The organism is Kaarinaea lacus (assembly GCF_975902315.1).
Genome location: NZ_CDLKIE010000314.1, coordinates 1 through 23879 on the forward strand (window position 1 = coordinate 1; position 23879 = coordinate 23879).

The following is a 23879-nucleotide window of genomic DNA, read 5'->3' on the forward strand; positions in this document are numbered from 1 at the left end:
AAGCAGCACGCTGATGAAATCAAAGGTAAGGCGGGTGAAAACTTAAGAGCATCACTGGATCAACTACCCTTGTCTTATCAACTGGCCACCATCAAGTGTGATGTCAAACTGGAAGTAGCACCGAAAGATCTCAAGATAAAAGAGCCCAACACCAGGGAATTGACTGAAGTGCTCAGTCGACTTGAGTTTAAAACCTGGTTATCGGAAACATTAACTAGCCAAAAAGATGGCGCAGAAGCAGCAGCGATTAGCAATAAGCAGCAACAGTACCAGACTATCTATACAGATAAAGAACTTTCGGCCTGGATTACAAAACTAAAAAAAGCGCCGCTGTTTGCTTTTGACACTGAAACCACTGATCTAGATTACATGAAGGCTAAACTGGTAGGCATGTCGTTTTCCATTGAAGAAAACGAAGCAGCGTATTTACCCGTTGCTCATGACTATCAAGGCGCCCCCCAACAACTTGGTCGCGATGATGTACTTAAACTATTTAAACCACTTCTGGAAGATGCCAAACAACACAAGGTGGGACAAAATCTCAAGTATGATATGAATGTACTGGCTAACTACGATATCGAGCTAAGTGGCATCACTCACGACACTATGTTGCAATCTTATGTACTGGATAGCACCGCAACTCGCCACGACATGGACTCTCTTGCCTTAAAGTATCTTGGCACCAACACCATTCACTTTGAAGACATCGCTGGCAAAGGTAAAAAACAATTAACCTTTAATGAAATTCCCGTCGAGCAAGCGGCACCTTATGCGGCAGAAGACGCTGACATCACTCTACGCCTGCACAATACGTTGTGGCCAAAACTGGAAAATGAGACGGAGCTTAAATGGCTATACGAAAACGTTGAAGTACCACTAATTAGCGTCCTGTCTCGCATAGAACGCAATGGTGTTTATATCGATGTTGATATGATGGCCAAACAAAGCAAAGAGCTGGAAAAGAGCATTGCCAATTTGGAAAAAGAAGCGTTTGATATCGCGGGTGAGAAATTTAACGTTTCTTCGCCCAAACAAATTCAGGCCATCCTGTTTGAAAAATTAGGTTTGCCGGTACTGAAGAAAACGCCTAAAGGTCAACCGTCCACTGCAGAAGATGTACTTCAGGAACTGGCGCTGGATTACCCATTACCGAAACTAATTCTGGAGCATCGTAGTTTAAGCAAACTTAAATCTACCTATACAGATAAACTTCCACTGCAGGTATCCGATAAAACCCAACGTATCCATACATCGTATCATCAGGCAACGGCCAGTACCGGGCGCCTGGCCTCCAAGGATCCCAACCTTCAGAACATACCAATCCGCACAGAAGAAGGTCGTCGCATACGCCAGGCATTTGTCGCGCCCAAGGGTTATAAAATTGTAGCGGCGGACTATTCACAAATTGAATTACGCATCATGGCTCACTTATCAGGTGATAAAGGTTTACTGGATGCGTTTGCAAAAGGTGTTGATGTTCATCGTGCGACAGCTGCAGAAGTATTTGGCTCTACACCCGAAAAAGTCACCAACGAAGAACGGCGCCGCGCCAAAGCCATAAACTTTGGTCTTATCTATGGCATGTCGGCTTTTGGTTTGGGTAAACAATTAGGCATTGGGCGAAACGAAGCACAACAGTACGTTGATTTGTATTTTGAACGTTACCCAGGTGTAAAGGCATTTATGGATAACACCCGCGCACAGGCCAAAGAAGACGGTTATGTAAAAACCGTGTTTGGCAGACGCCTTTACTTACCTGATATCAATCACAGTAATGCTCAACGGCGCCAGTATGCAGAGCGCACCGCTATTAATGCACCCATGCAGGGTACTGCCGCAGATATTATCAAACTCGCCATGATCAAAACCGATCAGTGGATACGGGAAAGCAAACTGGATATCAAAATAATAATGCAGGTACACGACGAACTGGTCTTTGAAATTAAATCATCGCATGTCGATGAGGCAATCAAGCACATTGAATATTGCATGGATTCCGTCGCGGAACTCAAAGTACCATTACAGGTTGATGTGGGTATTGGCCTGAACTGGGACGAAGCACATTAGTACGCGAAGAAATAGATTAACCAGCGCCTGCTTGCAGGCACCCCTGCCGGCCGATTCCGTGCTCCATATAAACTACAACCTTTCAAATTGCGCATGCCTGGCATTTCTTACCTGAACCGCAGTTTATCTAAAAAAATCAGGCAAAAGTAACGTAAGCCATTGATTTTTAGCTCAATGACGATAGCGAAATTACAAATATTAGAAAAAGATGAAATTTTTTTGGTGGGCAATGAACTTTTTATTGAGTTCGTGCGTCTTAGTATTTGAGTGGACAATGCTACTACTCACCCGCTCCTCCTCCCTAAGCGGGTAAAGTAAAGCCCAGTGTCCCCAACACTGGACTTAGCAATTTGCCCCGGTATTCACACCCCTAACTGTGTACCGGGGTTTTTTATTTTTTTATTACCTCCCCTCCCTAAATTCTTTGGAGTGGCTTTTGGCTCACTAGCCTGTGTGATCGTGGCATAGTGTGCAATATTTTCTCGCCTTCGGCAAACCGCCAATTAGCCCTTATTTTGATTAATTAATAGCCATTTATCAAGCACCAAAATCAGATTATCAGTACCTGTCTTTTTCAGTGCTGAGAATAACTGGACGGTTGCCCCCGGCATGATAGTGCTCAATTGGGATTTTACCTTTTGTAAGGTATTGGCCGCAGCACCTCGTTTTAATTTGTCACTTTTGGTAAGCAGTATATGCAAAGGTAAATCGGACGCAGCACACCATTGAATCAGCTGTTGGTCAAATTCCTTCAATGGATGACGGCAATCCATTAGCAGGATTAGTCCACGCAGCGATTGCCGGTTGCGCAAGTAGCCATCCAGCAATGCGTCCCATTCCTGCTTCACCTGCCTGGAAACCTTAGCGTACCCATAACCCGGCAAGTCTACCAGGCACCGAGAATCATCCAGCGAAAAGAAATTAATTAGCTGGGTTCTCCCGGGTGTTTTGCTGGTTCGAGCTAATTGCTGGTTGTTGGTTAATACGTTAATGGCACTGGATTTACCCGCGTTGGAACGGCCCGCAAATGCCACTTCGTAACCCACATCTTCCGGCAACTGTGACAATTTCCCCACGCTGGTAAGAAATTGAGCCCGGAGGTAATAATTGTCCTTACTCATCTTAAGTTAATGTAAAACGCCAATTCCGCTTTCGTCAGTTAAAACCGCCATGATAAGGAATTTTAATAGTAAATAAGCCATTATTTACTGGAATTTGTTATTTTTTTTTCGCGATAATGACTCTAGAATGTACGATCGATTCAAAAAAGCAGTACTCACCTTCACTAAACAATAATAATTAGCGATTCGAGTGCAATACTCATGGTAAGTTTTGGAGCAGGGCAATATGCGTCAGAAGAGAGTCAGATTAACCGGGGGTTCGGTTAAGGTAGGTTGGATTGTAGTTTTATTGTCATTCTCACTAACGGGTAATTTTGCTAGTGCACAGGGTGATATCAAAGCGGGATCCAAAAAAGCGAGAGCTTGTCAGGTCTGCCATGGAACAGGTGGAAAAAGTACCAATCCATCGTATCCCAGGCTCGCCGGCCAGCATGCTAAGTATATCATTAAACAGCTTAAAGCGTTTAAGTCTGGAACCCGTAAAGACCCGATTATGAATGGAATGGCATCGACCCTATCCGAACAGGATATGGAAGATGTCGCCGTATTCTTCGAAAATAATACGTAATTTTTAGGGTCTTTAAACTAGTCTAAGCCCAGTGACCACGCAACTCGCCGAGTTGTAGGTGTGGTGCTGCGCCATGTACCGGGAATACGTATAGTTATGACAAATCTCACCACAACAACGCTTCGCACTGGACTTTACTTTATTTTGGTTTTTTACTCATTTTCCGTGTGGGCCGCCGGAGATCCTGCGGCAGGAAAAGAAAAATCTCAGGTATGCCAGGGCTGTCATGGCGTAGATGGCAATTCCTACGGACCCGAATGGCCAAACCTGGCTGGACAACACCCTTCCTACCTTATCAAGCAAATTCGTAATTTCCAGGATGGCGTTCGCACCAACGAAACCATGAACGGCATGGTCGTCGGTTTAAGCAAACAGGATATTGAAGATATTGCAGCGTATTTTTCTTCGCAGACGCTCCAGCCACTTACGCCGGAAACCAGGGTGGAAGTGATTAAAACAGGGCGTAAAATCTATAAAGGCGGCAATCGTTATTCTGGTGTGCCCGCATGTGCCGGTTGCCACGGCCCCAATGCAGCAGGAAATGGTCCGGCAGCCTTCCCGCATCTTGCCGGTCAGAAGACAACTTACGTTGTTAAAACTTTAAAGGATTTTAAATCGGGCGCACGCGCTAACGATCCAAATGAAATCATGCGCAATATTGCAACGAGACTGACAGAGAATGAAATCACCGCTGTTGCCGCCTATTTGTCGACACTAAAATTACAATAGTGGCGAGTTACACTAACAAATAGATGGCAATAAACTTCTACACTACACCTCCGCACTGTTCAATACGACAGACCGGCAACAAGGCATCTGGCGTAACCGGATAACAGCCTATTTGCGACCCAGGGCGTATAAGTAATTGGCAAACGTCGATACATCATGACTCGCTCGGCGAAACAGGTGGTCGAGACTGACAATCGCATGTTCCAGCAAATTAAGCGCGATATAAGGATGTTCCACTCTCAACCTTTGATACATAGAACGAGACAGCTTGATTAACTGTGTTTTCTTGGCGGCTTCCAGCCTTACGGAGCGAGGACGCCGATCAAAAAAGGACATTTCACCCATTATTTCACCTTCTTTAATACGACCAACCTCACTGGAACTGTTTTGATCGCGATAAAGCGTAACTTCACCGCTAACCACCAGGTATAACGCTTCACCCACTTCACCAATTTCAGCTATAACTTCTTTTCCTTTAAAATTCACTAATTCTGTAAATTCAAGAAAAGTTTTCACTTCATTCACCGTCAGTGAATCACACCATATCTGGTCATTCAAAAACTGAATTAAATCCACCGGTTTTTCCTTTTCTTTTTCCTTCTCGCCAGCCATTGTGTTTTGCTCCACTCTCGGTAAATCTGCCAGTAAACCTGGCATTCTTAATTTTAATTGCTAAAAAACTATACTTTTTATAACTAGTTGGATAATCGAATTGTTGCGCGAATTATCGCATAAATTAGCTGTTCCTGTTTTAGAAAAGTTGACATTTTATACCGTATAATAGGTCTTTAACAAAAAGGTGCCGCAATAAGGAATTTGGCTGAAGATTGAACTACCCTGTCCTTGCATTAGTCTATAAGCTTATCTGTCCACCAGCTCAGTGTTAATTGACCAGGTAATACAATTAACAATAAATTAGTTTTATTTCATTATGCCTGGACGAATACTGACGTGCAGCGAATAGATTACTAAACTGGTAGAGACAGAATTTGTCGTATTGACAATCTCCAGCAAACAACATAAAACTGAACAAATTTTCGAGAGAAAATGAAGAATAACGAGGTGATTACATGAAGAACTGGGTTATTGGGATTTGTACTCTGGCTTTACTTCCTGGGATAGCTTTAGCGGCACCCACTTACAAGGAAAAGATTCATTACGAGCGCGTATTACCAGCTCAACCTACAAGCACTGACAAGAAAGTCGAAGTTGTAGAAGTATTTTTGTATACCTGTCCTCACTGCAATAATCTTGAGCCCTATGTAAATCGCTGGTTGAAAAAAATACCTGCGGAAGCACAATTTGTTCGCATGCCCGCGGTTTTTCGTCCACAGCAGGAACTGCATGCCCGCGCTTATTATGCGGCAGAAATATTAGGCGTGCTGGACAAAACCCATCCCGCGATGTTTGAAGCCATACATCAGCAAAAACGACATCTGAATACTGATGCTGACATTCAAAAGCTGTTTGCAGAACATGGCGTCAGTGAAAAAGACTTTAACCGTGTATTTCGATCATTTGCAGTGGAAGCCAAGATTCGCCGCGCTAAAGATATGAGCCAACGTTATGGTATCCCGGGAGTTCCCGCATTAGTGGTGAATGGTAAATATCGCACCGGTGCCCGATTAGCTGGTGGTAATCCCAATATATTCCGCGTGGTGGATTATCTTGTTGCTACAGAGAGCAAAGCAAAATAACTGTATCCGCCTTGATGATTCTCGCTGGTTTAAAGACATTACCTCTTTAACAGGCTTACCAAAACAACCCGGGATGGGAGCATCGTGAAAGCATCCGAAGTTTTCGTGAAATGCCTGGAAAACGAAGGCATAGATTTTGTGTACGGCATTCCAGGTGAAGAAACCCTGGATGTAATGGATGCCCTGCTTGATTCATCCGTACAGTTTATTACCACCCGCCATGAACAGGGCGCCGCATTTATGGCCGACGTCTATGGCCGTTTGACCGGAAGAGCGGGTGTCTGTATGTCAACCCTGGGTCCAGGCGCAATAAATCTAATGACTGGCGTGGCTGATGCCAACATGGATCACGCACCCCTGGTAGCAATTGCCGGGCAAGCGGATACCCATCGCTTACATAAAGAATCACACCAGGTACTGGACCTGGAAGAAATCTTTCGTCCCATTACGAAATACTCCTCTCGCTTACTGGCACCGGAAATTATTCCTGAAGTTACGCGCAAGGCCTTTAAAATTGCGCAAACTGAAAAAACCGGTGCCACGTTTATAGAGTTCCCGGAGAACATTGCCAAGCTCAATAGTTCCGAGGAACCATTACCGGTTGCACATCCCACGCTGCCGGAACCGCCATCAGAGCAAGTAAAGAAAGCAGCGAAAATTATCTCAGAAGCCAGGCAACCTATAATCCTCGCCGGCAATGGTGTTGTTCGTACTCACGCGAATAAAGAATTAGCCGACTTCTCGGAAAAGCTGAACATCCCGTTAACAAACACGTTCATGGCAAAAGGCGTCATTCCATTTAAGCATCCCATGGCGCTGGGAAGTGCCGGGCTACAGGCGCAGGATTATATTAATTTTGGTTTTGAAAAAGCGGACGTCATCATTTGCGTCGGTTACGACCTGGTGGAATATCACCCCCATTTATGGCATCCCACGGCAGATCGAAAAATTGTTCATATTGATTCTTCACCTGCAGAAGTCGACGGCAATTATCCCGTTGCAGTGGGTGTTGTGGGGGACATCAGCCATTCCCTGCAGCGAATCGCCGACATTGCCACGGCGCACGAAGGCCATACATTGCGCCAGTTACGCAAGGCATTGATCGAAGAGATGAATCAGCATCGCGATGACCGTTTTTTCCCCATGAAGCCGCAGAAAATTATTTGGGATCTACGGACGGTTTTAGGCCTGGAGGATATGGTCATTTGCGATGTCGGTGCTCACAAAATGTGGATGGCCCGCATGTTTCGCTGCGAATATCCAAACACCTGTATTATCTCCAATGGATTCGCCAGCATGGGCATCGCCGTTCCCGGCGCTATTGCGGCAAAAATGGCCTTCCCTGAACGAAAAGTGGTCGCCGTCACCGGTGATGCCGGATTTTTAATGAATTCTCAGGAGATAGAAACCGCATTGCGACTGAATGTGCCCATTGTGGTCTTGATCTGGAATGATTCAGGCTACGGATTAATCGAATGGAAGCAAATGAACACCTTTGGCCGGGCTTCGCACGTGTCATTCAATAACCCGGATTTCGCCCAATATGCCCAATCTTTTGGCGCAAATGGTTACAAGATCACACAAGCGGACGAATTAATGCCTGTACTGAAGCAGGCTCTGTCCGATAACACTTTAAGTATCATCGATTGCCCTGTCGATTACAGCGAAAACCTGAAACTGACAGAGAAATTAGGTGAAATGATCTGCCCCTTTTAGTGTCATAAGAGGACTGGCATAATAATGAAGCCCCGCGAGACTTCAGTGAATTCAGATTGTACAGTTGAGTAAGCCGTAATGAGTAATATCCTAACACTAAATAATACAACTCCAGATTTGGGAGGGGGCAAACGAATTCGTTTGCTAAGCTACAACATACAGGTCGGTATTGGTTCTGTTTCCTATCGCCACTACGTTACTGCTGCCTGGAAACATGTCCTTCCCCATGCGCAACTTTACGAGAACATGCACAAAATTGCCCGAGCAATTAGCGGATTTGATATTGTCGCGCTGCAGGAAATGGATGCAGGCAGCATTCGCAGCAGCTTTATCAATCAGGCAGAGTATCTGGCCCAACACGCCGGTTTTCCTTTCTGGTACCACCAGACCAATCGAAAAATTGCTAACATTGCACGTCACAGCAACGGTGTACTTAGCAAATTTAAACCCAATGAAGTTTCTGATTACAAGTTACCTGGATTTATACCCGGTCGCGGTGTCATGGTAGTTCGCTATGGACATCCTAACAATCCGTTAATCTTGCTCATTGTCCACCTTTCATTGAGCAAACGTGCCAGGCATCGGCAGTTCGAATTTATCAGTGAAATAGTTAATTGCTATGAGCACGTTATCGTAATGGGTGATCTTAACTGTCAACCAGACAGTAAAGAGTTACAACACCTTCTAAACACGACGAACCTGTGCGAACCTGTTCATGGACTGAAAACTTTTCCCAGCTGGCGACCTCAAAGAAAGATCGACCACATCCTGGCATCACCTAGCCTGGAAATATATGACGTGCATGTGCTGGATCATTTACTCTCCGATCACCTGCCAATCGCCATGGAAATTCAGTTACCGTCGGATCTGGAGCTCGCGGCTTAAGCACAAAAACCAAAGCACAATCGCTTGTTTCATCTACGCCAGTCGTCACAAGTTAGTGTCGTTAACAAGCATAGTTTCGTACAATTAACTCATGCCCAGGCAACAAGTTTCACGCAGAAATCAGGAACCCGAAAAACAGCAATCACTACGCATCGATAAGTGGTTGTGGGCAGCACGTTTCTATAAGACACGCTCTTTGGCAAGTGACGCGGTAAAAACCGGCAAAGTACAGGTAAATGGCGAAAAAGCCAAACCCAGTAAAGAAGTTTCCGTCGGCGACACATTAACGATCAAGCAAGCCTACTTCAGCAAAACCATCACTGTGTCCAACCTGTCCAGTCGGCGAGGACCGGCAAGCGTAGCAGAGACTTTATACGAAGAGACCCCCGAAAGTATTGCCAATCGCGAACGACTGAAAGAAATCCAGCAAGCACAACCCGCAATACGTCGTTCCGGACAGGGAAGACCCACCAAGCGGGAGCGCCGGCAAATCATTTCATTTACTGCGAAAGATAAAATCTAATGCCAGACTGGTGATTCATTAACCGGCATTATTAGGTACAATGCGATACCTTTTCATTCACTACTACAACAACTGAATAACAGTTAGACATTCGTGACTACAACGCTATTTGGAAAATATCAGCGCGAACCTGTCTGGCGCCCGAAACGCCAGGTATATAACGTTGGACTGGAGCCCAAACTCTCCAAATGGTTATTTGATAACTCGTCACTAACCGAGCGATTAATTCATGCCTGTTCCGGATCATTTTGTGTACAGGTTCTGGATCAGGGCTGGGCACATCCTATGCTCAATGAGGCGAAAATACTGGATATGCGCCCTTCCAGCTACGCATGGGTTCGCCAGGTCCATCTGTTGTGTGACGGTAGACCCTGGGTATTTGCCCGAACCGTGATTCCGCCACATACTTTACGTGGCAAACAACGGCGCCTGACGAGATTGGGGAAAAAACCTTTAGGTGCGGTATTATTTGCCGATAAATCTATGCAACGGACCGAAATGGAAATCGCCTGCATTCAAAAAGGGCAACACATATATCGAATGGCCACCCATCATTTAGAAAAGGTTAACCAACCTGTCTGGGGACGACGTTCGGTGTTTTTCCTGAATCAACATCCGTTACTTGTCAGTGAAATTTTTCTACCCGAGATTGGTGATCCTGTTCACATGCGTTTAGGCTAAAACCTACTAATATCAATATTATGACCACAATGACCATACAACCCGGCAGCAGTAAAGAACGTTTTTTAAATTTAGCGCTGCTTACCCGTTTTGATAAACCCATCGGTACATTTTTGCTGCTGTGGCCAACGCTCTGGGCACTGTGGATTGCAGGCGCGGGCAAACCGGACACCTATGTCACCGTCGTTTTTGTATTAGGCGTCATATTAATGCGCGCCGCCGGTTGTATTATTAATGATTACGCTGATCGTGACATTGATGGTAATGTCGCTCGTACCCAGCATCGCCCCCTGGCGACCGGAAACGTCAGCGAAAAAGAAGCGTTAAGCTTATTTGCTATATTATGCCTCGCCGCATTCTCTCTGGTACTAACCCTGAACTGGTTAACCGTGGGATTGTCCTTTGTCGCTGTTGTTCTTGCGATACTTTATCCATTCATGAAACGACATACGTATATGCCCCAGGCATTTTTAGGTCTCGCTTTTGGTTGGGCTGTACCCATGGCCTTTGCAGCACAAACCGGCGAACTACCTGATATTGCATGGCTGCTGCTAACAGCGACTGTATTGTGGGCAACAGCTTATGACACAATGTACGCCATGGTGGACCGTGAAGATGATTTGCAAATCGGTGTTAAATCCACGGCAATATTATTTGGAGAAGCAGACAAACTCATCATCGGTGGTATTCAGGGTACATTTCTTTTCACCATGTTAATCATCGGCAATAAACTGGATTTTGGTCTGTACTATTATCTCGGCATTTCCGCTGCTACAGCACTGATCGTGTATCAACAGTACCTGATACGTGACCGCGAACCTGATCAATGCCTGAAAGCATTTCAAAATAACCACTGGCTGGGCCTCGCCGTATTTGCAGGAATTACCTTACAATACCTGCTTACTTGATCCTTAACTATTACAGTTTTATTAAACGCCCTGTTTTACGCCCAAAATTGTCTGTTCCTGTCATTTTTCATTCATAGAAACTTCATCCTGATGTCATAACCCGCTGCTAAGCTTCACACAATACAAACAGTATTTCTGATTACAGTGTGCAATAAATCAGTAACAGGAGTAGGTACATGCTAGTTGAAAGTAATCGCGAGTGGTGGAAAATAAAAGTTTACAACGAAGTATCGGAGTATTTAAGACACCCCAGTAATGCACGTAAACAACAGTTACAAACCTTGCTGACTGTATATGCAGAAATGCATAACCAGTCGCTGGACTCAGAAACTGTTACTTACTCAGAAATGGAACTATCAATGAATGACTGCTAATTACGACTATTGAGGATACATCATGCTTGATTATCTCTACGACTCAGCAGTAAATTATCAAAAACGTCATGGATTGAAGCCCAACCTGGTTTACTTGAACAACAATCACTTTTAATCACTACAGTTTCAACTGAAAACTCAACATCAACTGGCGGACTTGTTTAACGAATTTGACTTGCAAATCGTATTGTCGCCATCTATGCCGCACCCTAGCCTGGCCTACATCTAGGAAATAACCGAACTATTTCCATTAACACAGCTTAAGAAATAGCGGCTGCTGCTAGTGACAGGTAGTTTATTGTGTTGGAAATGTACTGAAGACAGGGGAAGGAAAAACGTAGCTTTACAATTTACGACTCGTCAATATCGTCTTCTGCGAGCTCGTCAAATAATTCATCAACAAAAAATAACTCCTTATTATACGGCTCACTGAGTAATTCGCTTTCATCCAGTGCAGTCATCAATTCCGCTTGCAGGTCATTGCTATCCAGGATTTCCTCGAGATAATCACCCATGATTATTTCTCCTTTTCTTTCACTTATCTATTTAATCACTTGCAAGAATAGAGCCTTAATGTGACGTTGCGATGAATATTTGGTGACAGTTTTGTGTCATACAGGCCAGAATATCTATTCTATCGCACGAAAGCATAACCTTACTTAAAATGTAGCAATTACAACGCCACCGCACTATCAATCGAGAAACATTAATTTCACTGCTGTTACCAATAAGCAATCGCTTATCAAGCCAGCAACTCTTACTGATAGCTTGAAATATACTTGCCGGCAATTGTGATTCATCCTGGAAACATAAAATGCATTATAAATTGATGAATCAAGCTTATTTGTTATTAGACATGCAATGGTTTATAGATAAGAAGATGAATATAAATCGTCAATTTATTTTCGACGCCCCCTCACATGCCGCCCTGGCAAACACTATGGCCTGGCTTAAGGCCATTTCCAACCTGGGACTGTTGATGGTTGGAATAGGCATATGTTTCTACAGCGCAATTAGCGCAAAATATATCGCAGGAGGATTTGCCGTACTCAGCTTATTAATTCTTCATCTCACGAGTACGCAAGATCGGTTCGCAGAAGCCAGCGTTATTATTCTGGTAGGCATAGTTGGTGGCGTAGTTGAAGTTATAAACACAACTTTAGGTTTGTACGAATATGCTACTCCCGCTTTTAACTACGCGATACTACCGACATGGATTGTAAGCATATGGTTTATAATCGGGGCAACGGTTCGGCATACATTCCGCTGGCTTAGCAGGCAGCTCCCGGCAGCCGGCTTTATGGGCATTATACTGGGATCATTAACCTACTACGTTGCCGCCAAACTTGGTGTGATCCATTTAGCCGGAGCGTATGATAATTTTGCTATAACCGCCAGTTTATCATGGGCTGCTGCGTTTCCTGTTATTGTACTCATCGGCCACAGGCTAATGCCCTTTAATTCAGCCAAACCGTAAGAGAAGGAATACTTAAACGAAAAGTTATGACGTAAAAATGGTGAGAATGGAAATTATCTGGAATCAATTATCAGTACGGTAAATTTCACTGATTTGTTCTTTGCTCGTTATGCACACGTTCAGATCACGCAACAGGCCATCCGCAATACTATAAATCCATCCATGCACAGCGAGTTCCTGGCCACGATCCCACGCATCTTGCACTATTGTGGTGTGAACAACGCTTTTCACCTGCTCGATGACATTAATTTCGCAAAGCCTGTCCACTTTTTGCTGTTCCGTAGTAAGCGCGCTGATTTTCTGTTCGTTTAGCTGGTAAATATCCTTGATATTCCGCAACCAGTTGTCAATTAAACCGTGCTTTTCGTTGGACATAGCCGCTTTAACGCCACCACAACCATAGTGGCCACATACAATAACATGCTTCACTTTCAGTATCTCTATAGCATACTGTATTACGGAAAGGCAATTGAGGTCTGAATGTACAACTATATTTGCCACATTACGATGAACGAAGATATCACCTGGCAACAAGCCTACAATTTCATTGGCTGGGACGCGACTATCTGAACAACCTATCCACAGATATTCAGGTGCCTGTTGCCTGGATAATTTCTCAAAAAATCCTGGCTTAGAACGTTCAACCGAGTCTGCCCAGAGTTTATTGTTAGCAAATAAATGGGTTAGCAATTTCATTTTAACTTATAGCTTGCAGAGATAAATGATCTGCAAATATTTGTGATTAACTTTTATGGAATTGTATCAGTTCAGATTCATATATGGCTATTCTAATAGACAATTTATACCGGCATTCCGCTACGACTGGATCGCATTAACCATTTACGAATATTACCCATAAACTTCCAGATATCATCTTTGTCGGGTTTAACATAACTTAATGAATCAGGATCGTCCCCCATTTTACTAAATATATCACTTAACCATACAGAGTCTCGGCCCGTTGCACCCAGGTTTGATAACCAGGACTCCATCTCCCCAACATAAATGACGAAAAGCCCATAATCAGCCAGATCATCCACCAGTTTTTTCGCCGCGACCTTATGGCTTTTTTCCAGCGCGTCCACTCCACCATCCTGCCGCATATCTTTACCGCTCTCATCAAAGCTGGATTTTACGGTGCGTCGCAGTTCGGCCAGTTCCTGGCGTTCCGATTGTGGAATAAAAACACTTTTAAGCACGTTGGCCCATATTTCTCCGGTGTCATTTACGATGTCTATGTCAACGATAAATGCTGTTGGAATACCCAAGACCCTTAACGACTGAACAATCGTTTTAGCTGTCTGATTATCCCTTGCGTTCAGGAACAAACAATTTTTGATCCCTATATTGGCGTCAGAATTCAGCAATCGTTCATTAATTTCCTCATAAAACGCCTTTCCTGCTGCGGATATGGTAACAACCGCGTAGTCGTAATATAGTGCTCGCAACAATCCAAAAGAATGTAAGAGCGGATTTTTTATCAAACCACCAATATTCTTATTCGTCAAAAGACGTGCAGTCGCATTACCATACTGGTTGGTTAATCGAATCATGTTGACGGGACAGCCAGAATTGAGGCAGCCCAACATAAACGGCAAACTGTCAGTCGCAATAAAGATTTTTTTGTCGACATTCTCAGCGACTTTTACCAGCTCATTCCCCAAAATATACGCCAACTGTGGACTTAAAAACGCTTCCGGCTGATCAATTAACAGTACAGAATGATCTCCAGCGACAACTTCAGTTATAAGTCCGATGAAAGACCTGATACCATCGCTTTGTTCCTCCAGCAGCTCAGCTTTCTGATGAAACTGAACTGCCTGCATATGAATACCACACTCTTCAACAACGTTTTGCGGTGCGGTATCTGACAAGCGATAGCGCAAGTAACCCAGGTTGGTCGGATCAACAACCAGATATCGGCCAAATGCATTGGTAATAATGCTTCTTACCAGTTTTCGTTTATCATTATTGCGAAAGAGAACCTGTAAGTTGGATCGTTTCGGTCTATCCAGATTACCGACATGTTGCGTCTCTGTGAGTTCTATGCGCGTCTTGGCATCAATCACCAGGGTCTGAAATTTCAGAAACCATTCACAAAAATACTCCGAATTGGTATTGGGATTTTGCAGCACAGTCAACAATGTTGTTTGGGCTACCTGAATGCGCTGCCTGTCATTGCCAATTACAATATGGTCTACTGGAACAGACTCTCCTTCCGCAGGTGGTAAAGTAATACGGCCTACTTTTGCTGCGGCGGATTTCCCATCAACCGAAGCAAATTCAATAGTATTTAACAACAGATCATCTTCATTAAATTGTCCGGTGGTGCAGTAACGTTTAATTTCAGACAATAACGTACTTTTACCGGAATTACTTGGTCCGATAAATAAGTTCAGCGAAGTCGTCTTGATATTATCAAGCGGCGTCCTGGTTGATTTCCCAATCTTTAAATCTATCGTCTTAATCATATTCGCTGACCAGATTTACTGGCCGATATACAACAGATATGTAAACCCAGGCTGCGTAGCCCGCTTGTTTTGATGGTCGCCATTCCTGTCAATGCTCTACTAAATATTCTGGGCACTACCTGTCCTGCCGAGCCCTGCTCCACGAGGATATAACTGCAAAAAAACCGCCAAGTTAGCTAGTCCGAGGTGACTATAATCGGTTAATTTTTGAACAAACTCAGTTTTGATTTGCGACGGAACGAAATAGAATGACAGACCCATATGGAGTAATCTGAAAGACTGCGTTCGCGGAATCCTGAAAATTTATTTTTTTGTTTTCAATTTCATCTAATAGTTATCGCCACGATTCAAACCAAATAGCGGGTAATTTCGTCGAAATCGTCGCTAGTGATGGCAATGGTTACTTTTTTATCGAATCGAATTTTTATCTCAAATTGTATACTTGACAACCATCTACATAATACTGTTAGATATACGACTTATGCGTAAGTAGTACGTAAGTATTTCGTCAATCAACATAAGTAGTAAATAGCGGTAACTGCCTTCACAGTGGTTCTGAGTAGTTCTAGCGGTATGTCATTAGAAGTAACTTCAAACACACAATCTCGCCATATTCAAACTGTAACCACTACGTCTGGTAAACGCAGTCGCTTATCTGTTTTTTATCCACCCTCTGTTGGAGATCCTCAATGAAGCTCAACAAAGCAGTAATACCATTGTCGCTTATCGTTCTATCGAACTTTCCAGGGTTTGCCTGGGGAGCCGATAGTGAAGAGCTACAAAACCAACTCAACGACCTGAAAGATGAAATTGCTATCCTGCAGGATCAACTGGAAGAAACCAACATTAGTAGGGCCAACCAGATGAACATCTCTGGTTATACCGATCTTGAATATCACAACTCTACATTAACTGGCGCTGAGCCTGAATTTCGATTACACCATATGTCCCTGTTCTTTGAAAAACGGATTACCGATAAGTGGAGATTCTTCTCGGAAATTGAATACGAAGATGCGCCATATATAGAATTTGACTACGTCGATGACGATACAAACTCTGATTGCAAGGGATGCTATGGAAAAATCTTTCTTGAAGCTGTGAACTTCACCTATGCCTGGGATCCAAAAGCACAGTTTCGTGGCGGCCGATTTTTTACACCGGCTGGAATCTGGTCTATCGATCACTATCCTCCCTTCGTGCCCACCCAACTCAGGCCGCAATTTGTTCGTAACATATTTCCCCAGGTTGTTGATGGGGTGACCGTATTGGGAACACTGCCACTGGGTAATATTTTTATTAACTATGATGTGTACTATGGGAACGGTGAAGGAAACTCAGGCAAAGAAGACGGTAATAGTGAAAAAGCCGTTGGTGGAAAAGTCTCGTTCCTGTTTCCAACACTGAAATACCTCGAAATAGGGGGTTCAATATATAATGACACCTGGAACGACGAGACGGAAAAAGAAGCGATAGGCGGTCATTTGAAAATGAAGTTCTGGAGTTTCACTCTACAGGCTGAATATGCCGCAGCGACTTACACTCCCGTCACTACCGCGCCCTATGACCGCAATGGCTATTATGCACAGCTATTATATGATTTCAGAAAATGGACAATTGGTGGGCGCCACGACTTCTTTGATCCGCAAGAAGGTACACAGAGTACATCCATTGATAACGCTGTATTTATTAATTATCACGTCAACGAATCCATTGTTTTAAAACTGGAACATCACATGTTTGATCTGGAAGATCCAAACGCCGAAGACTATGACCACACTATCGGCAGTGTTGTTATTTACTTAGGTAACTAGGAGAGCTAAGCACATGAAAATTTATTTAAAAGCACTAATGATTATGTTGTCGCTTAGCTTACTCGCTGCACACCAGGCAGCGGCTAGTGAAAGCATTGTTGTAATTATCAATAAAAGTAATCAGCAGGAACTAAACCAGCAGGATATCAAGAATATTTACGGAGATATTGTGTTTCAGTGGGAAAATAAACAGCGCATTACTGTGTACAACCTCCCAGTCGACTCGCAAGTCAGGGAAGTTTTTAGCCAGAAGATTTTTGGCGAAACCGCTCTACGAACGGCAGCAGAAGAATCAAATAGAAAAATTACCAATACCATAAACAATCCCACTATAACCAAGCGTGCCAGGCTCGTGGCAAAACTGGTCGCAAAAAATCCTGACGCGATAGGTTATATACCGGCTAGCCTGCTGGACCAGAAGTCTAATGTACGAGTTATCCTACGTATTGACTAGGAAAACTTTACGACCAAAATTAGTTCATATGATAATCCGGGGTTGGCAGGGAAATGCCAACCCTTGTTGTCGAAAGAGATTTACATTGTCACGCAGTTTCTGTGGCGAGTAGTGGAAAAATGGAGTAAGCGGTGCCATGAATTACTACAATAAAAATTACAATTACAACTTCACGCTTTTTCTACTGGGGCTGATTATTTTGGCCCTCAGCACGTCGCCCTTGTCTGCAAGTGACAACCTGCAGGAAATCGCTTCAAAATTCAAAGATGCTACATCATATTATCTACTTGCTCAGAAATATTCTATTAGCGGAGGCAGACCAGAAGATTTTGAACAATCCATAAAGTGGTATACGGAAGCTGCGAAACTTGGCCATGTAAAATCTAAACTCCAGCTTGGCCGTTTTTATTTCGAAGGACTAGGAACCGATATAGATTATGATGAAGCCGCTCGCTGGCTTATTGACCCCGCCAACAAGGGCTACAACAAAGCACAATATATGCTTGGCATGATTTATCTTAATGGCACCAGGAAATTTGCAAAAGATGAAAAAAAGGCTTTTTCCTGGTTAAAGAAAGCCGCCGATGACTTTAATAGTGATGCGATATACCAGATAGGCAGAATGTACTATTACGGCGTAGGAACTGAAAAAAATTCAGATAAAGCAAAAAAATATCTGACACTGGCTGACGAACAGGAAATCGCAGACGCTACACAGCTCCTGGTACAAATTAAACAGGATGAACAAAAGCCACAGGATTCCGCTGTTGTCGCGGCACAAAAAACAGCTGCAGAGTTACTTTTAGAAAGAGCCAATGCTGGTGATATTAATTCCCAATACCAGTTAGCCACAGCATATCTAAATGGTGACATGGGTTTTAAGAAAGATAAAAAGAAAGTTTTACTCTGGCTGGAACGCGCAGCATCGCATGGCCAAAAAGATGCGCAATACATGCTAGGTTCAATTTACTATAATGGAAAAATTACCAGGCGTAATCATAAAAAGGCCAGGTTCTGGCTTAACAAAGCCGCCAAAAATGGCGTAGAAAATGCCAAGATATTGATGGCTGCGATCGGTTCGCCAAAGCAATTAGATAAAGCTGAGAAAAAAGCTAAGCAACCGTCATCAACGGAAGATCTCTTTCTGGCTGCCGCGGAGAACGGCGACAGGGAAGCGCAATTTAAAATAGGATTAATGTACCTGTATGGCCAGGATGGTTATCCACGCGATCCGGAGCAGGCGTTACGCTGGTTAAAAGCTTCAGCCATCCAGAACCATGCGGGCGCACAATTCCAGACAGGCATGGCGTATTACGATCCCAATTCAGACAATAACCAGGAGGCGCAAAATTGGTTGATTAAAGCGGCTGAAAATGGACATGCGGATGCCCAGTATTTCTTAGGCTCGATATACAACAAGCAGCAGAACTATGGCTCAGCGGTTCACTGGCTAGATGTTGCAGTTAAAAACAATCACGATGAGGCACTTGATCTGTTGATCGAGATGTATATCAACAACAAACTGGCCAATCCTGACAAAGACCAACTGTTAGTCTGGCTGGAAAAAGCCAGCCTTAATGGTTTTCGCGAAGCGCAATTCGAACTTGGCAAGCAGTATCTGGTTCATGAAGAAATTGCCAACAATAAAAAGAAGGCATTTGCCTGGATTGAAAAAGCTGCAAGAAAAGGCCATCTACCTGCTAAATATCAACTGGCGGTTATGTACCAAAAGGGAATGGGAGCGCCTCAACAATATACAAAGTCAGCCCGTTGGTTCAGGGAGGCGGCAAAGGAAGGTCACGTGGAAGCTCAATATGAACTTGCAGAGCTATACAGCCAGGGTCTTGGATTGCCAAAATCTGCTAGAAAGGCAAAAAAATGGTATGACGCAGCCGCGGAACAGGGGCATATGAAGGCTAAGGTTCGCCTCGGCAGTGGTTCCCGTTTTTAAGTTTCGCTGCTATTTTTACTTATAACTTTTGTCTCTGGCAAAACCAATCGTAATATTAAATAACCCAGTCCCGCCGATAACAAAGAACCTATAAGTATCCCCAGACGGTCATCAATAATATATTGATCCGATGTTTGTTCAAAGGCCAGAGAACTGATAAACAAACTCATGGTAAATCCAATACCACAAAGTGTGGCAACCCCATACAACTGACTCCATTTAACGTCACCTGGTAACCTGGCAATCCCAATTTTTACAGCCAGCCAGGATAATCCAAACACACCCAGCTGATTACCAAAAAACAATCCTGCTGCAATTCCCAATGGTACAGGCGCTAAAATGGAATCCAGACCAACACCTTCCAGGGATATACCTGTATTAGCAAATGCAAACACTGGCAAAATGAAAAATGCGACGGAAGGGTGTAGGTCGTGCTCCAGTTTTTCCAGTGGCGATGTGTTGTATTCACTCGATTTTTGTAATGGGATAAAAAGGCCAAGAATAACGCCTGCCAGGGTTGCATGTACCCCGGACTTTAACACCGAAGCCCAAAGTATAAGGCCCACGATCACATAAGGCGCTATCGATAAAACACCACGTTTGTTAAGAATGAATAATATAACGATGCATATGCTTGCCACAACTAGAGAAAGAGTCGACAGATTCGCCGTATAAAATATCGCAATAATGATAATTGCACCCAGATCATCAACTATTGCCAGGGTTAACAAAAACACTTTTAAACTGTTGGGAACACGATCACCCAACAAAGACAATATACCCAGGGCAAACGCAATATCTGTCGCTGATGGGATCGCCCAACCCCCCATAGCAATTGGGTCACCCCAGTTTATCCATGAATAGATAACAGCAGGAACGGCCATACCGCCAATCGCGCCGATAACTGGCAGTGCAACTTTGGAGGGATCAGAAAGTTCGCCACGTAATGCTTCGCGTTTTACTTCCAGGCCAATTAGAAAGAAAAATACCGCCATCAATCCATCGTTGATCCAGAGCAACAAGGGCTTGGCAATTTGAAATTCTCCGATCCGAATCTCTACCGGTATCTCTAACAATCTGTCGTAGATCGATTCCATAGGGGAGTTTTCAATAACCATGGCGAGGATTGCGGCAGCCACCAGTAAAATTCCACTGGCAGATTCCAGGCGCATGAAATCGCGAATGGCACCTATAACTTTGTCGGTCGTTGAGTCAGATTCTGTTTCGGTTGTCATTGTTTGAATGTATTCAGAAATAAAAATGAAGCATAAGTAAACTGCAAATGATTATACCGACCACCTATGTTAAATGACAGCATACCTGGCACATAAAATATCCAGGAATAATGAATCACGATGTTAGAGAGAAATATAAGAGTACCCATGTTATTTTTCTCTGGGTGTTGAGTATACCGACGATGGCAATTGTCAGTCACGATTGACATGCGGGTAACAGCAAAGAAACGCCAGGCACTTTTTGCACGACAGGTGTCACGGCTGGATTAAAGCAGGATCAACAATAAAAGTTAGATTTTCTGGTATGCTGGCCAGAGCTGTCTAAATTGACGAAAATCTTTTGACCAATCAGCAAATTATGTTAAATTTCACAATTTAAGCATGTTCTAAAATATACTAGCCGTGGGCAAAAATAAGCCTTATAAAACAGCAGGTTGGCATTAATTCAAATATTTGATTAGCGGGGCTTACGCTATTGGTCAGCGTAAACGATAAAGCAAACCGAAATTGTTAACGCGCAACATTATATTCGCCCACCTCAGGCCATTACTAAATATAAGATAAAACCTTACGTTTAGTTAAATCTGGCAACTGTTTTGCATTTTTATTAGTCTGGTTTAGCGTTGAGAATACTCAACAATATTAGTCAGTTAAATTAAAATTTATAACTGCCAAACCTGTACGGGATACTCCATTTAACAATTACGTAGTTATTTGCTCATGACCAAATGACCACCAAAGAATTCCAAATACGTTTTCTTAAACTCATACTGTTGACCTGGATTGTACCAGCGGTTTTCGGTCTGTCGTTCCTGGTGTATATCCAGATGTTTACTACTCAACAAATGCTGGATATTTTAACCAGCCCGATTGAGCCTGTATTTGTCACCGCTGCCATAATATTTACACTCTGGTATTTCAATCGCTACGCAAAACCAGTCTATGACTACCTCGACAATCCCCAAGATGACAAGGTAGAACATTTACTAAAAATAATAAAAACATTTCCATTACACTACTGGAGCGTGTTTTTAACTTACCTGATCATTGCTCCGGTAACAGTTATCTATAGTGCCGAACTGTTTTCTGATTTTAAAGCGACACCTATCGACTGGTTCCGCATTAGCCTGGTCGCACTAATAGTATCAATTATCGTTGGACTGCCGATATTCTTTCTGATACTGGATTTATTTGGCAGCATCATGGGACGTATCGCTTTAAAGCACGCGCACGTGACCATCAAGGTAAAAGTTTTCCTAATTGGCGCACTAGTGCCCCTGCTTATAGATACGATGCTGGTACAGTATTATTGGACGCGCACGGGCTACTTCACCTTTGAAACCTTTGTGGTGTGGCTGGCACTGGAGTTACTGGCAATTGCCGGCAGTCTGATTTTTGTTAGAAGTTTTGGCCAATCACTTCAGCCACTACGCCAGGCTCTGGAAAAACCTGAACACCCCACCCAGCAAAATTTTAATGACATGGTACCTCAATCCACTGACGAACTGGGCGTACTAACCACCAACTACAGAGAACTTCTGGAAAACCTCAAGGATTATCACGAACACCTGGAAGACCTCGTTGAACATCGCACTAATGAACTTGCCACATCCAACAAAGAACTGGAGTCATTCTGTTATTCCGTATCCCATGATTTGCGCGCGCCATTACGTGCTATTAAGGGGTTTAGTCAAATGATCATGGAAGACTATCACGACAAACTGGATGAAGAAGGCAAAGACTATTTGCGACGTATTTCCGGTGGCATTACCAAGATGACGCAACTCATTGAAGATTTAATGTCATTATCCCAGGTAACCACTCACGAAGTACAAAACCAGCGAGTGAACCTGACCGACCTGGCTAAAGATGCCATCACTATTTTAAAAGAAGCCGAACCCGACCGGCAGATTAATATCAATATTGAAGAAAACCTGGTTACGACCGGGGATGAAAAACTACTGAAGGTCGCACTGGACAATCTGTTTAACAATGCGTGGAAATATACCGGAAAGAAGCCCAATGCTAATATACGATTTGGTTACTCAAAAGAGAAAGACGCTTTTTATATCACGGATAATGGCGTTGGCTTCGATATGCAATACGCTGACAAATTGTTTGGTGCTTTCCAGCGTTTACACAATGTCAACGAGTTCGAAGGCACCGGTGTAGGTTTGACTACCGTGCAACGTGTATTTGAAAGGCATCAGGGTAAAATCTGGGCCGAATCCCAGGAAGGCAAAGGCGCAACTTTTTTCTTCATTACTCATCCAAAAATCGTAAAAAACAAGCAAACTATTCACTAATTATTTTCCACTAGCGACTAATGAATCAGTATAGTGTTGCATAATGCGCGCAATATGCTTGCTGACCCGTCGCAACCAACGTATAGCTTCCAGGCAATCGGTTCCTTCTGCAATACTCATCTCACCCGAAGCGATTTTCTCCATAATCTTAAGACGGTATGGTTTCACGTTGTCATGGATTTCGCCACTCACTTTGCCTGATACCTTCACTGCGTCACTCCAGTTAGCCACATCAATAGCAGCAAGTATCGTATTTACACAATCGATTAACAAATCACGTTGTTCGATTAACTCAGGAGTTTCCCTTGCCGTAATGGCTCGATCCTCCTCTTCCTCACAACGTTCATGCAAGCGCTGCAGGTGGTCAAGCGTATGAATCAATGCGATTAAACGCTCCCAATCTGCATCAATTCCCGACTTCAGATTTATTCTGTCGATATAGGCGTAGGTTTCGTCTAACGCTGCCTGGAGATCTTGCAGATCCGCCCGCTTTTCCTCACTAAAGGCACCCAATAGCGCATTAAGGTGGTATAACAAGGCCAGGCTTTCGTTTTTGACAGAGTTTTGTACTGCTGATATAGCGAGCGCCGGTTGTTCAAGCAATCCTGTTTCAAGCCCCCTGGTATATCCGGGTCCCTTGTCCGGTACTAATTGAACCATCAGACCTTCAAATCTACTGGTTAGTGGCAGAATCGCGATAACACCCACAGTATTAAATAGCGTATGAAATGCTACTAGCGCTATTTCGCCATTGGTCTGCAACCCTCCAGGTTCCAAAGATTCCCACACAAAAGTAAACGGTGTAATTAATATTAGCGCGCCAATAGCAGTGAACAAATTATAAATGACATGAGAATAACCTGTCCGTTTTACCGCAATAGAACCACCGATAGTTGCCATAGCCG

22 protein-coding genes are annotated in these 23879 nt (G+C 43.6%); 15 read left to right on the top strand and 7 right to left on the bottom strand.

The window, feature by feature from the left end:
- A partial coding sequence (gene polA / locus ACWVCM_RS09990; RefSeq protein ID WP_455201601.1) for a DNA polymerase I occupies positions 1-2067 on the top strand: 2067 nt, incomplete at its 5' end.
- A gap of 503 nt (positions 2068-2570) precedes the next feature.
- Here polA and yihA read toward each other — a convergent pair.
- On the bottom strand, positions 2571-3188 hold the full coding sequence (yihA, locus tag ACWVCM_RS09995) for a ribosome biogenesis GTP-binding protein YihA/YsxC (RefSeq protein ID WP_455201602.1): 618 nt from the start codon (positions 3186-3188) through the stop codon (positions 2571-2573).
- A 226-nt stretch (positions 3189-3414) separates the two neighbouring features.
- On the opposite strand from yihA, the gene ACWVCM_RS10000 reads away from it, so the two are divergent.
- Positions 3415-3756, top strand: a complete 342-nt coding sequence (locus ACWVCM_RS10000; protein ID WP_455201603.1) for a c-type cytochrome — start codon at positions 3415-3417, stop codon at positions 3754-3756.
- A gap of 96 nt (positions 3757-3852) precedes the next feature.
- On the top strand, positions 3853-4485 hold the full coding sequence (locus tag ACWVCM_RS10005) for a c-type cytochrome (protein WP_455201604.1): 633 nt from the start codon (positions 3853-3855) through the stop codon (positions 4483-4485).
- Positions 4486-4593: 108 nt separating this feature from the next.
- Here the strand turns inward: ACWVCM_RS10005 and ACWVCM_RS10010 are convergent, their stop codons facing one another.
- A complete protein-coding gene (locus ACWVCM_RS10010) occupies positions 4594-5142 on the bottom strand; it encodes a Crp/Fnr family transcriptional regulator (protein WP_455201605.1) in 549 nt (182 codons plus the stop codon).
- A gap of 413 nt (positions 5143-5555) precedes the next feature.
- On the opposite strand from ACWVCM_RS10010, the gene ACWVCM_RS10015 reads away from it, so the two are divergent.
- From ACWVCM_RS10015 to ACWVCM_RS10045, 7 genes are all read left to right on the top strand, one after another.
- Positions 5556-6182, top strand: a complete 627-nt coding sequence (locus tag ACWVCM_RS10015; protein WP_455201606.1) for a thiol:disulfide interchange protein DsbA/DsbL — start codon at positions 5556-5558, stop codon at positions 6180-6182.
- 84 nt (positions 6183-6266) lie between these two features.
- Complete coding sequence (locus ACWVCM_RS10020) at positions 6267-7898, top strand: acetolactate synthase large subunit (protein WP_455201607.1); 1632 nt, start codon at positions 6267-6269, stop codon at positions 7896-7898.
- Positions 7899-7976: 78 nt separating this feature from the next.
- Entirely contained in the window at positions 7977-8783 is an 807-nt protein-coding gene (locus ACWVCM_RS10025; RefSeq protein WP_455201608.1) for an endonuclease/exonuclease/phosphatase family protein, read from the top strand.
- A gap of 91 nt (positions 8784-8874) precedes the next feature.
- The gene (locus ACWVCM_RS10030; protein ID WP_455201609.1) at positions 8875-9306 is read left to right on the top strand and encodes an RNA-binding S4 domain-containing protein; all 432 of its coding nucleotides are present in this window, start codon (positions 8875-8877) and stop codon (positions 9304-9306) included.
- Between the two features lie 93 nt (positions 9307-9399).
- Complete coding sequence (locus tag ACWVCM_RS10035; protein ID WP_455201610.1) at positions 9400-9987, top strand: chorismate--pyruvate lyase family protein; 588 nt, start codon at positions 9400-9402, stop codon at positions 9985-9987.
- Between the two features lie 29 nt (positions 9988-10016).
- Positions 10017-10895 carry a 4-hydroxybenzoate octaprenyltransferase gene (gene ubiA, locus ACWVCM_RS10040; protein ID WP_455201611.1) on the top strand — a complete coding sequence of 293 codons (879 nt, stop codon included), beginning with the start codon at positions 10017-10019 and terminating at the stop codon, positions 10893-10895.
- A 176-nt stretch (positions 10896-11071) separates the two neighbouring features.
- Positions 11072-11269, top strand: coding sequence for a hypothetical protein (locus ACWVCM_RS10045; RefSeq protein WP_455201612.1), 198 nt, complete (start codon positions 11072-11074; stop codon positions 11267-11269).
- A 350-nt stretch (positions 11270-11619) separates the two neighbouring features.
- Here the strand turns inward: ACWVCM_RS10045 and ACWVCM_RS10050 are convergent, their stop codons facing one another.
- Positions 11620-11784: a hypothetical protein gene (locus ACWVCM_RS10050; RefSeq protein ID WP_455201613.1), complete on the bottom strand. Its 165-nt coding sequence runs from the start codon at positions 11782-11784 to the stop codon at positions 11620-11622.
- 299 nt (positions 11785-12083) lie between these two features.
- Between ACWVCM_RS10050 and ACWVCM_RS10055 the strand changes: the two genes are divergently transcribed.
- Positions 12084-12746 (top strand): DUF2878 family protein, encoded by a 663-nt coding sequence (locus ACWVCM_RS10055; protein WP_455201614.1) that lies wholly within the window; start codon positions 12084-12086, stop codon positions 12744-12746.
- A gap of 63 nt (positions 12747-12809) precedes the next feature.
- Here ACWVCM_RS10055 and can read toward each other — a convergent pair whose 3' ends face one another.
- Together can and ACWVCM_RS10065 are read right to left on the bottom strand one after the other, a co-directional pair.
- The gene (can, locus tag ACWVCM_RS10060) at positions 12810-13442 is read right to left on the bottom strand and encodes a carbonate dehydratase (protein WP_455201615.1); all 633 of its coding nucleotides are present in this window, start codon (positions 13440-13442) and stop codon (positions 12810-12812) included.
- A 104-nt stretch (positions 13443-13546) separates the two neighbouring features.
- The gene (locus tag ACWVCM_RS10065; protein ID WP_455201616.1) at positions 13547-15217 is read right to left on the bottom strand and encodes an AAA family ATPase; all 1671 of its coding nucleotides are present in this window, start codon (positions 15215-15217) and stop codon (positions 13547-13549) included.
- A 689-nt stretch (positions 15218-15906) separates the two neighbouring features.
- Between ACWVCM_RS10065 and ACWVCM_RS10070 the strand changes: the two genes are divergently transcribed.
- The 3 genes from ACWVCM_RS10070 (at position 15907) to ACWVCM_RS10080 (ending at position 19433) form a co-directional block, all read left to right on the top strand.
- Positions 15907-17028, top strand: coding sequence for a hypothetical protein (locus ACWVCM_RS10070; protein WP_455201617.1), 1122 nt, complete (start codon positions 15907-15909; stop codon positions 17026-17028).
- A 13-nt stretch (positions 17029-17041) separates the two neighbouring features.
- The gene (locus ACWVCM_RS10075; RefSeq protein ID WP_455201618.1) at positions 17042-17482 is read left to right on the top strand and encodes a hypothetical protein; all 441 of its coding nucleotides are present in this window, start codon (positions 17042-17044) and stop codon (positions 17480-17482) included.
- Positions 17483-17618: 136 nt separating this feature from the next.
- Entirely contained in the window at positions 17619-19433 is a 1815-nt protein-coding gene (locus ACWVCM_RS10080) for an SEL1-like repeat protein (RefSeq protein WP_455201619.1), read from the top strand.
- Here ACWVCM_RS10080 and nhaA read toward each other — a convergent pair.
- On the bottom strand, positions 19430-20668 hold the full coding sequence (nhaA, locus tag ACWVCM_RS10085) for a Na+/H+ antiporter NhaA (protein ID WP_455201620.1): 1239 nt from the start codon (positions 20666-20668) through the stop codon (positions 19430-19432). The genes ACWVCM_RS10080 and nhaA overlap by 4 nt on opposite strands.
- A gap of 728 nt (positions 20669-21396) precedes the next feature.
- On the opposite strand from nhaA, the gene ACWVCM_RS10090 reads away from it, so the two are divergent.
- A complete protein-coding gene (locus tag ACWVCM_RS10090; RefSeq protein WP_455201621.1) occupies positions 21397-22974 on the top strand; it encodes a sensor histidine kinase in 1578 nt (525 codons plus the stop codon).
- Here the strand turns inward: ACWVCM_RS10090 and ACWVCM_RS10095 are convergent.
- Positions 22975-23879, bottom strand: a 905-nt coding sequence (locus ACWVCM_RS10095) for a hypothetical protein (protein WP_455201622.1), incomplete at its 5' end; no start/stop codon positions are given.

Coding starts and splice junctions, on each gene's coding strand:
- ACWVCM_RS10010 (WP_455201605.1), bottom strand. CDS start 5,142: ATGCCAGGTTTACTGGCAGATTTACCGAGAGTGGAGCAAAACACAATG.
- ACWVCM_RS10065 (WP_455201616.1), bottom strand. CDS start 15,217: ATGATTAAGACGATAGATTTAAAGATTGGGAAATCAACCAGGACGCCG.
- ACWVCM_RS10025 (WP_455201608.1), top strand. CDS start 7,977: ATGAGTAATATCCTAACACTAAATAATACAACTCCAGATTTGGGAGGG.
- ACWVCM_RS10005 (WP_455201604.1), top strand. CDS start 3,853: ATGACAAATCTCACCACAACAACGCTTCGCACTGGACTTTACTTTATT.
- ACWVCM_RS10050 (WP_455201613.1), bottom strand. CDS start 11,784: ATGGGTGATTATCTCGAGGAAATCCTGGATAGCAATGACCTGCAAGCG.
- ACWVCM_RS10045 (WP_455201612.1), top strand. CDS start 11,072: ATGCTAGTTGAAAGTAATCGCGAGTGGTGGAAAATAAAAGTTTACAAC.
- ubiA (WP_455201611.1), top strand. CDS start 10,017: ATGACCATACAACCCGGCAGCAGTAAAGAACGTTTTTTAAATTTAGCG.
- yihA (WP_455201602.1), bottom strand. CDS start 3,188: ATGAGTAAGGACAATTATTACCTCCGGGCTCAATTTCTTACCAGCGTG.
- can (WP_455201615.1), bottom strand. CDS start 13,442: ATGAAATTGCTAACCCATTTATTTGCTAACAATAAACTCTGGGCAGAC.
- ACWVCM_RS10080 (WP_455201619.1), top strand. CDS start 17,619: ATGAATTACTACAATAAAAATTACAATTACAACTTCACGCTTTTTCTA.
- ACWVCM_RS10000 (WP_455201603.1), top strand. CDS start 3,415: ATGCGTCAGAAGAGAGTCAGATTAACCGGGGGTTCGGTTAAGGTAGGT.
- ACWVCM_RS10090 (WP_455201621.1), top strand. CDS start 21,397: ATGACCACCAAAGAATTCCAAATACGTTTTCTTAAACTCATACTGTTG.
- ACWVCM_RS10075 (WP_455201618.1), top strand. CDS start 17,042: ATGAAAATTTATTTAAAAGCACTAATGATTATGTTGTCGCTTAGCTTA.
- nhaA (WP_455201620.1), bottom strand. CDS start 20,668: ATGACAACCGAAACAGAATCTGACTCAACGACCGACAAAGTTATAGGT.
- ACWVCM_RS10055 (WP_455201614.1), top strand. CDS start 12,084: ATGCATTATAAATTGATGAATCAAGCTTATTTGTTATTAGACATGCAA.
- ACWVCM_RS10070 (WP_455201617.1), top strand. CDS start 15,907: ATGAAGCTCAACAAAGCAGTAATACCATTGTCGCTTATCGTTCTATCG.
- ACWVCM_RS10015 (WP_455201606.1), top strand. CDS start 5,556: ATGAAGAACTGGGTTATTGGGATTTGTACTCTGGCTTTACTTCCTGGG.
- ACWVCM_RS10030 (WP_455201609.1), top strand. CDS start 8,875: ATGCCCAGGCAACAAGTTTCACGCAGAAATCAGGAACCCGAAAAACAG.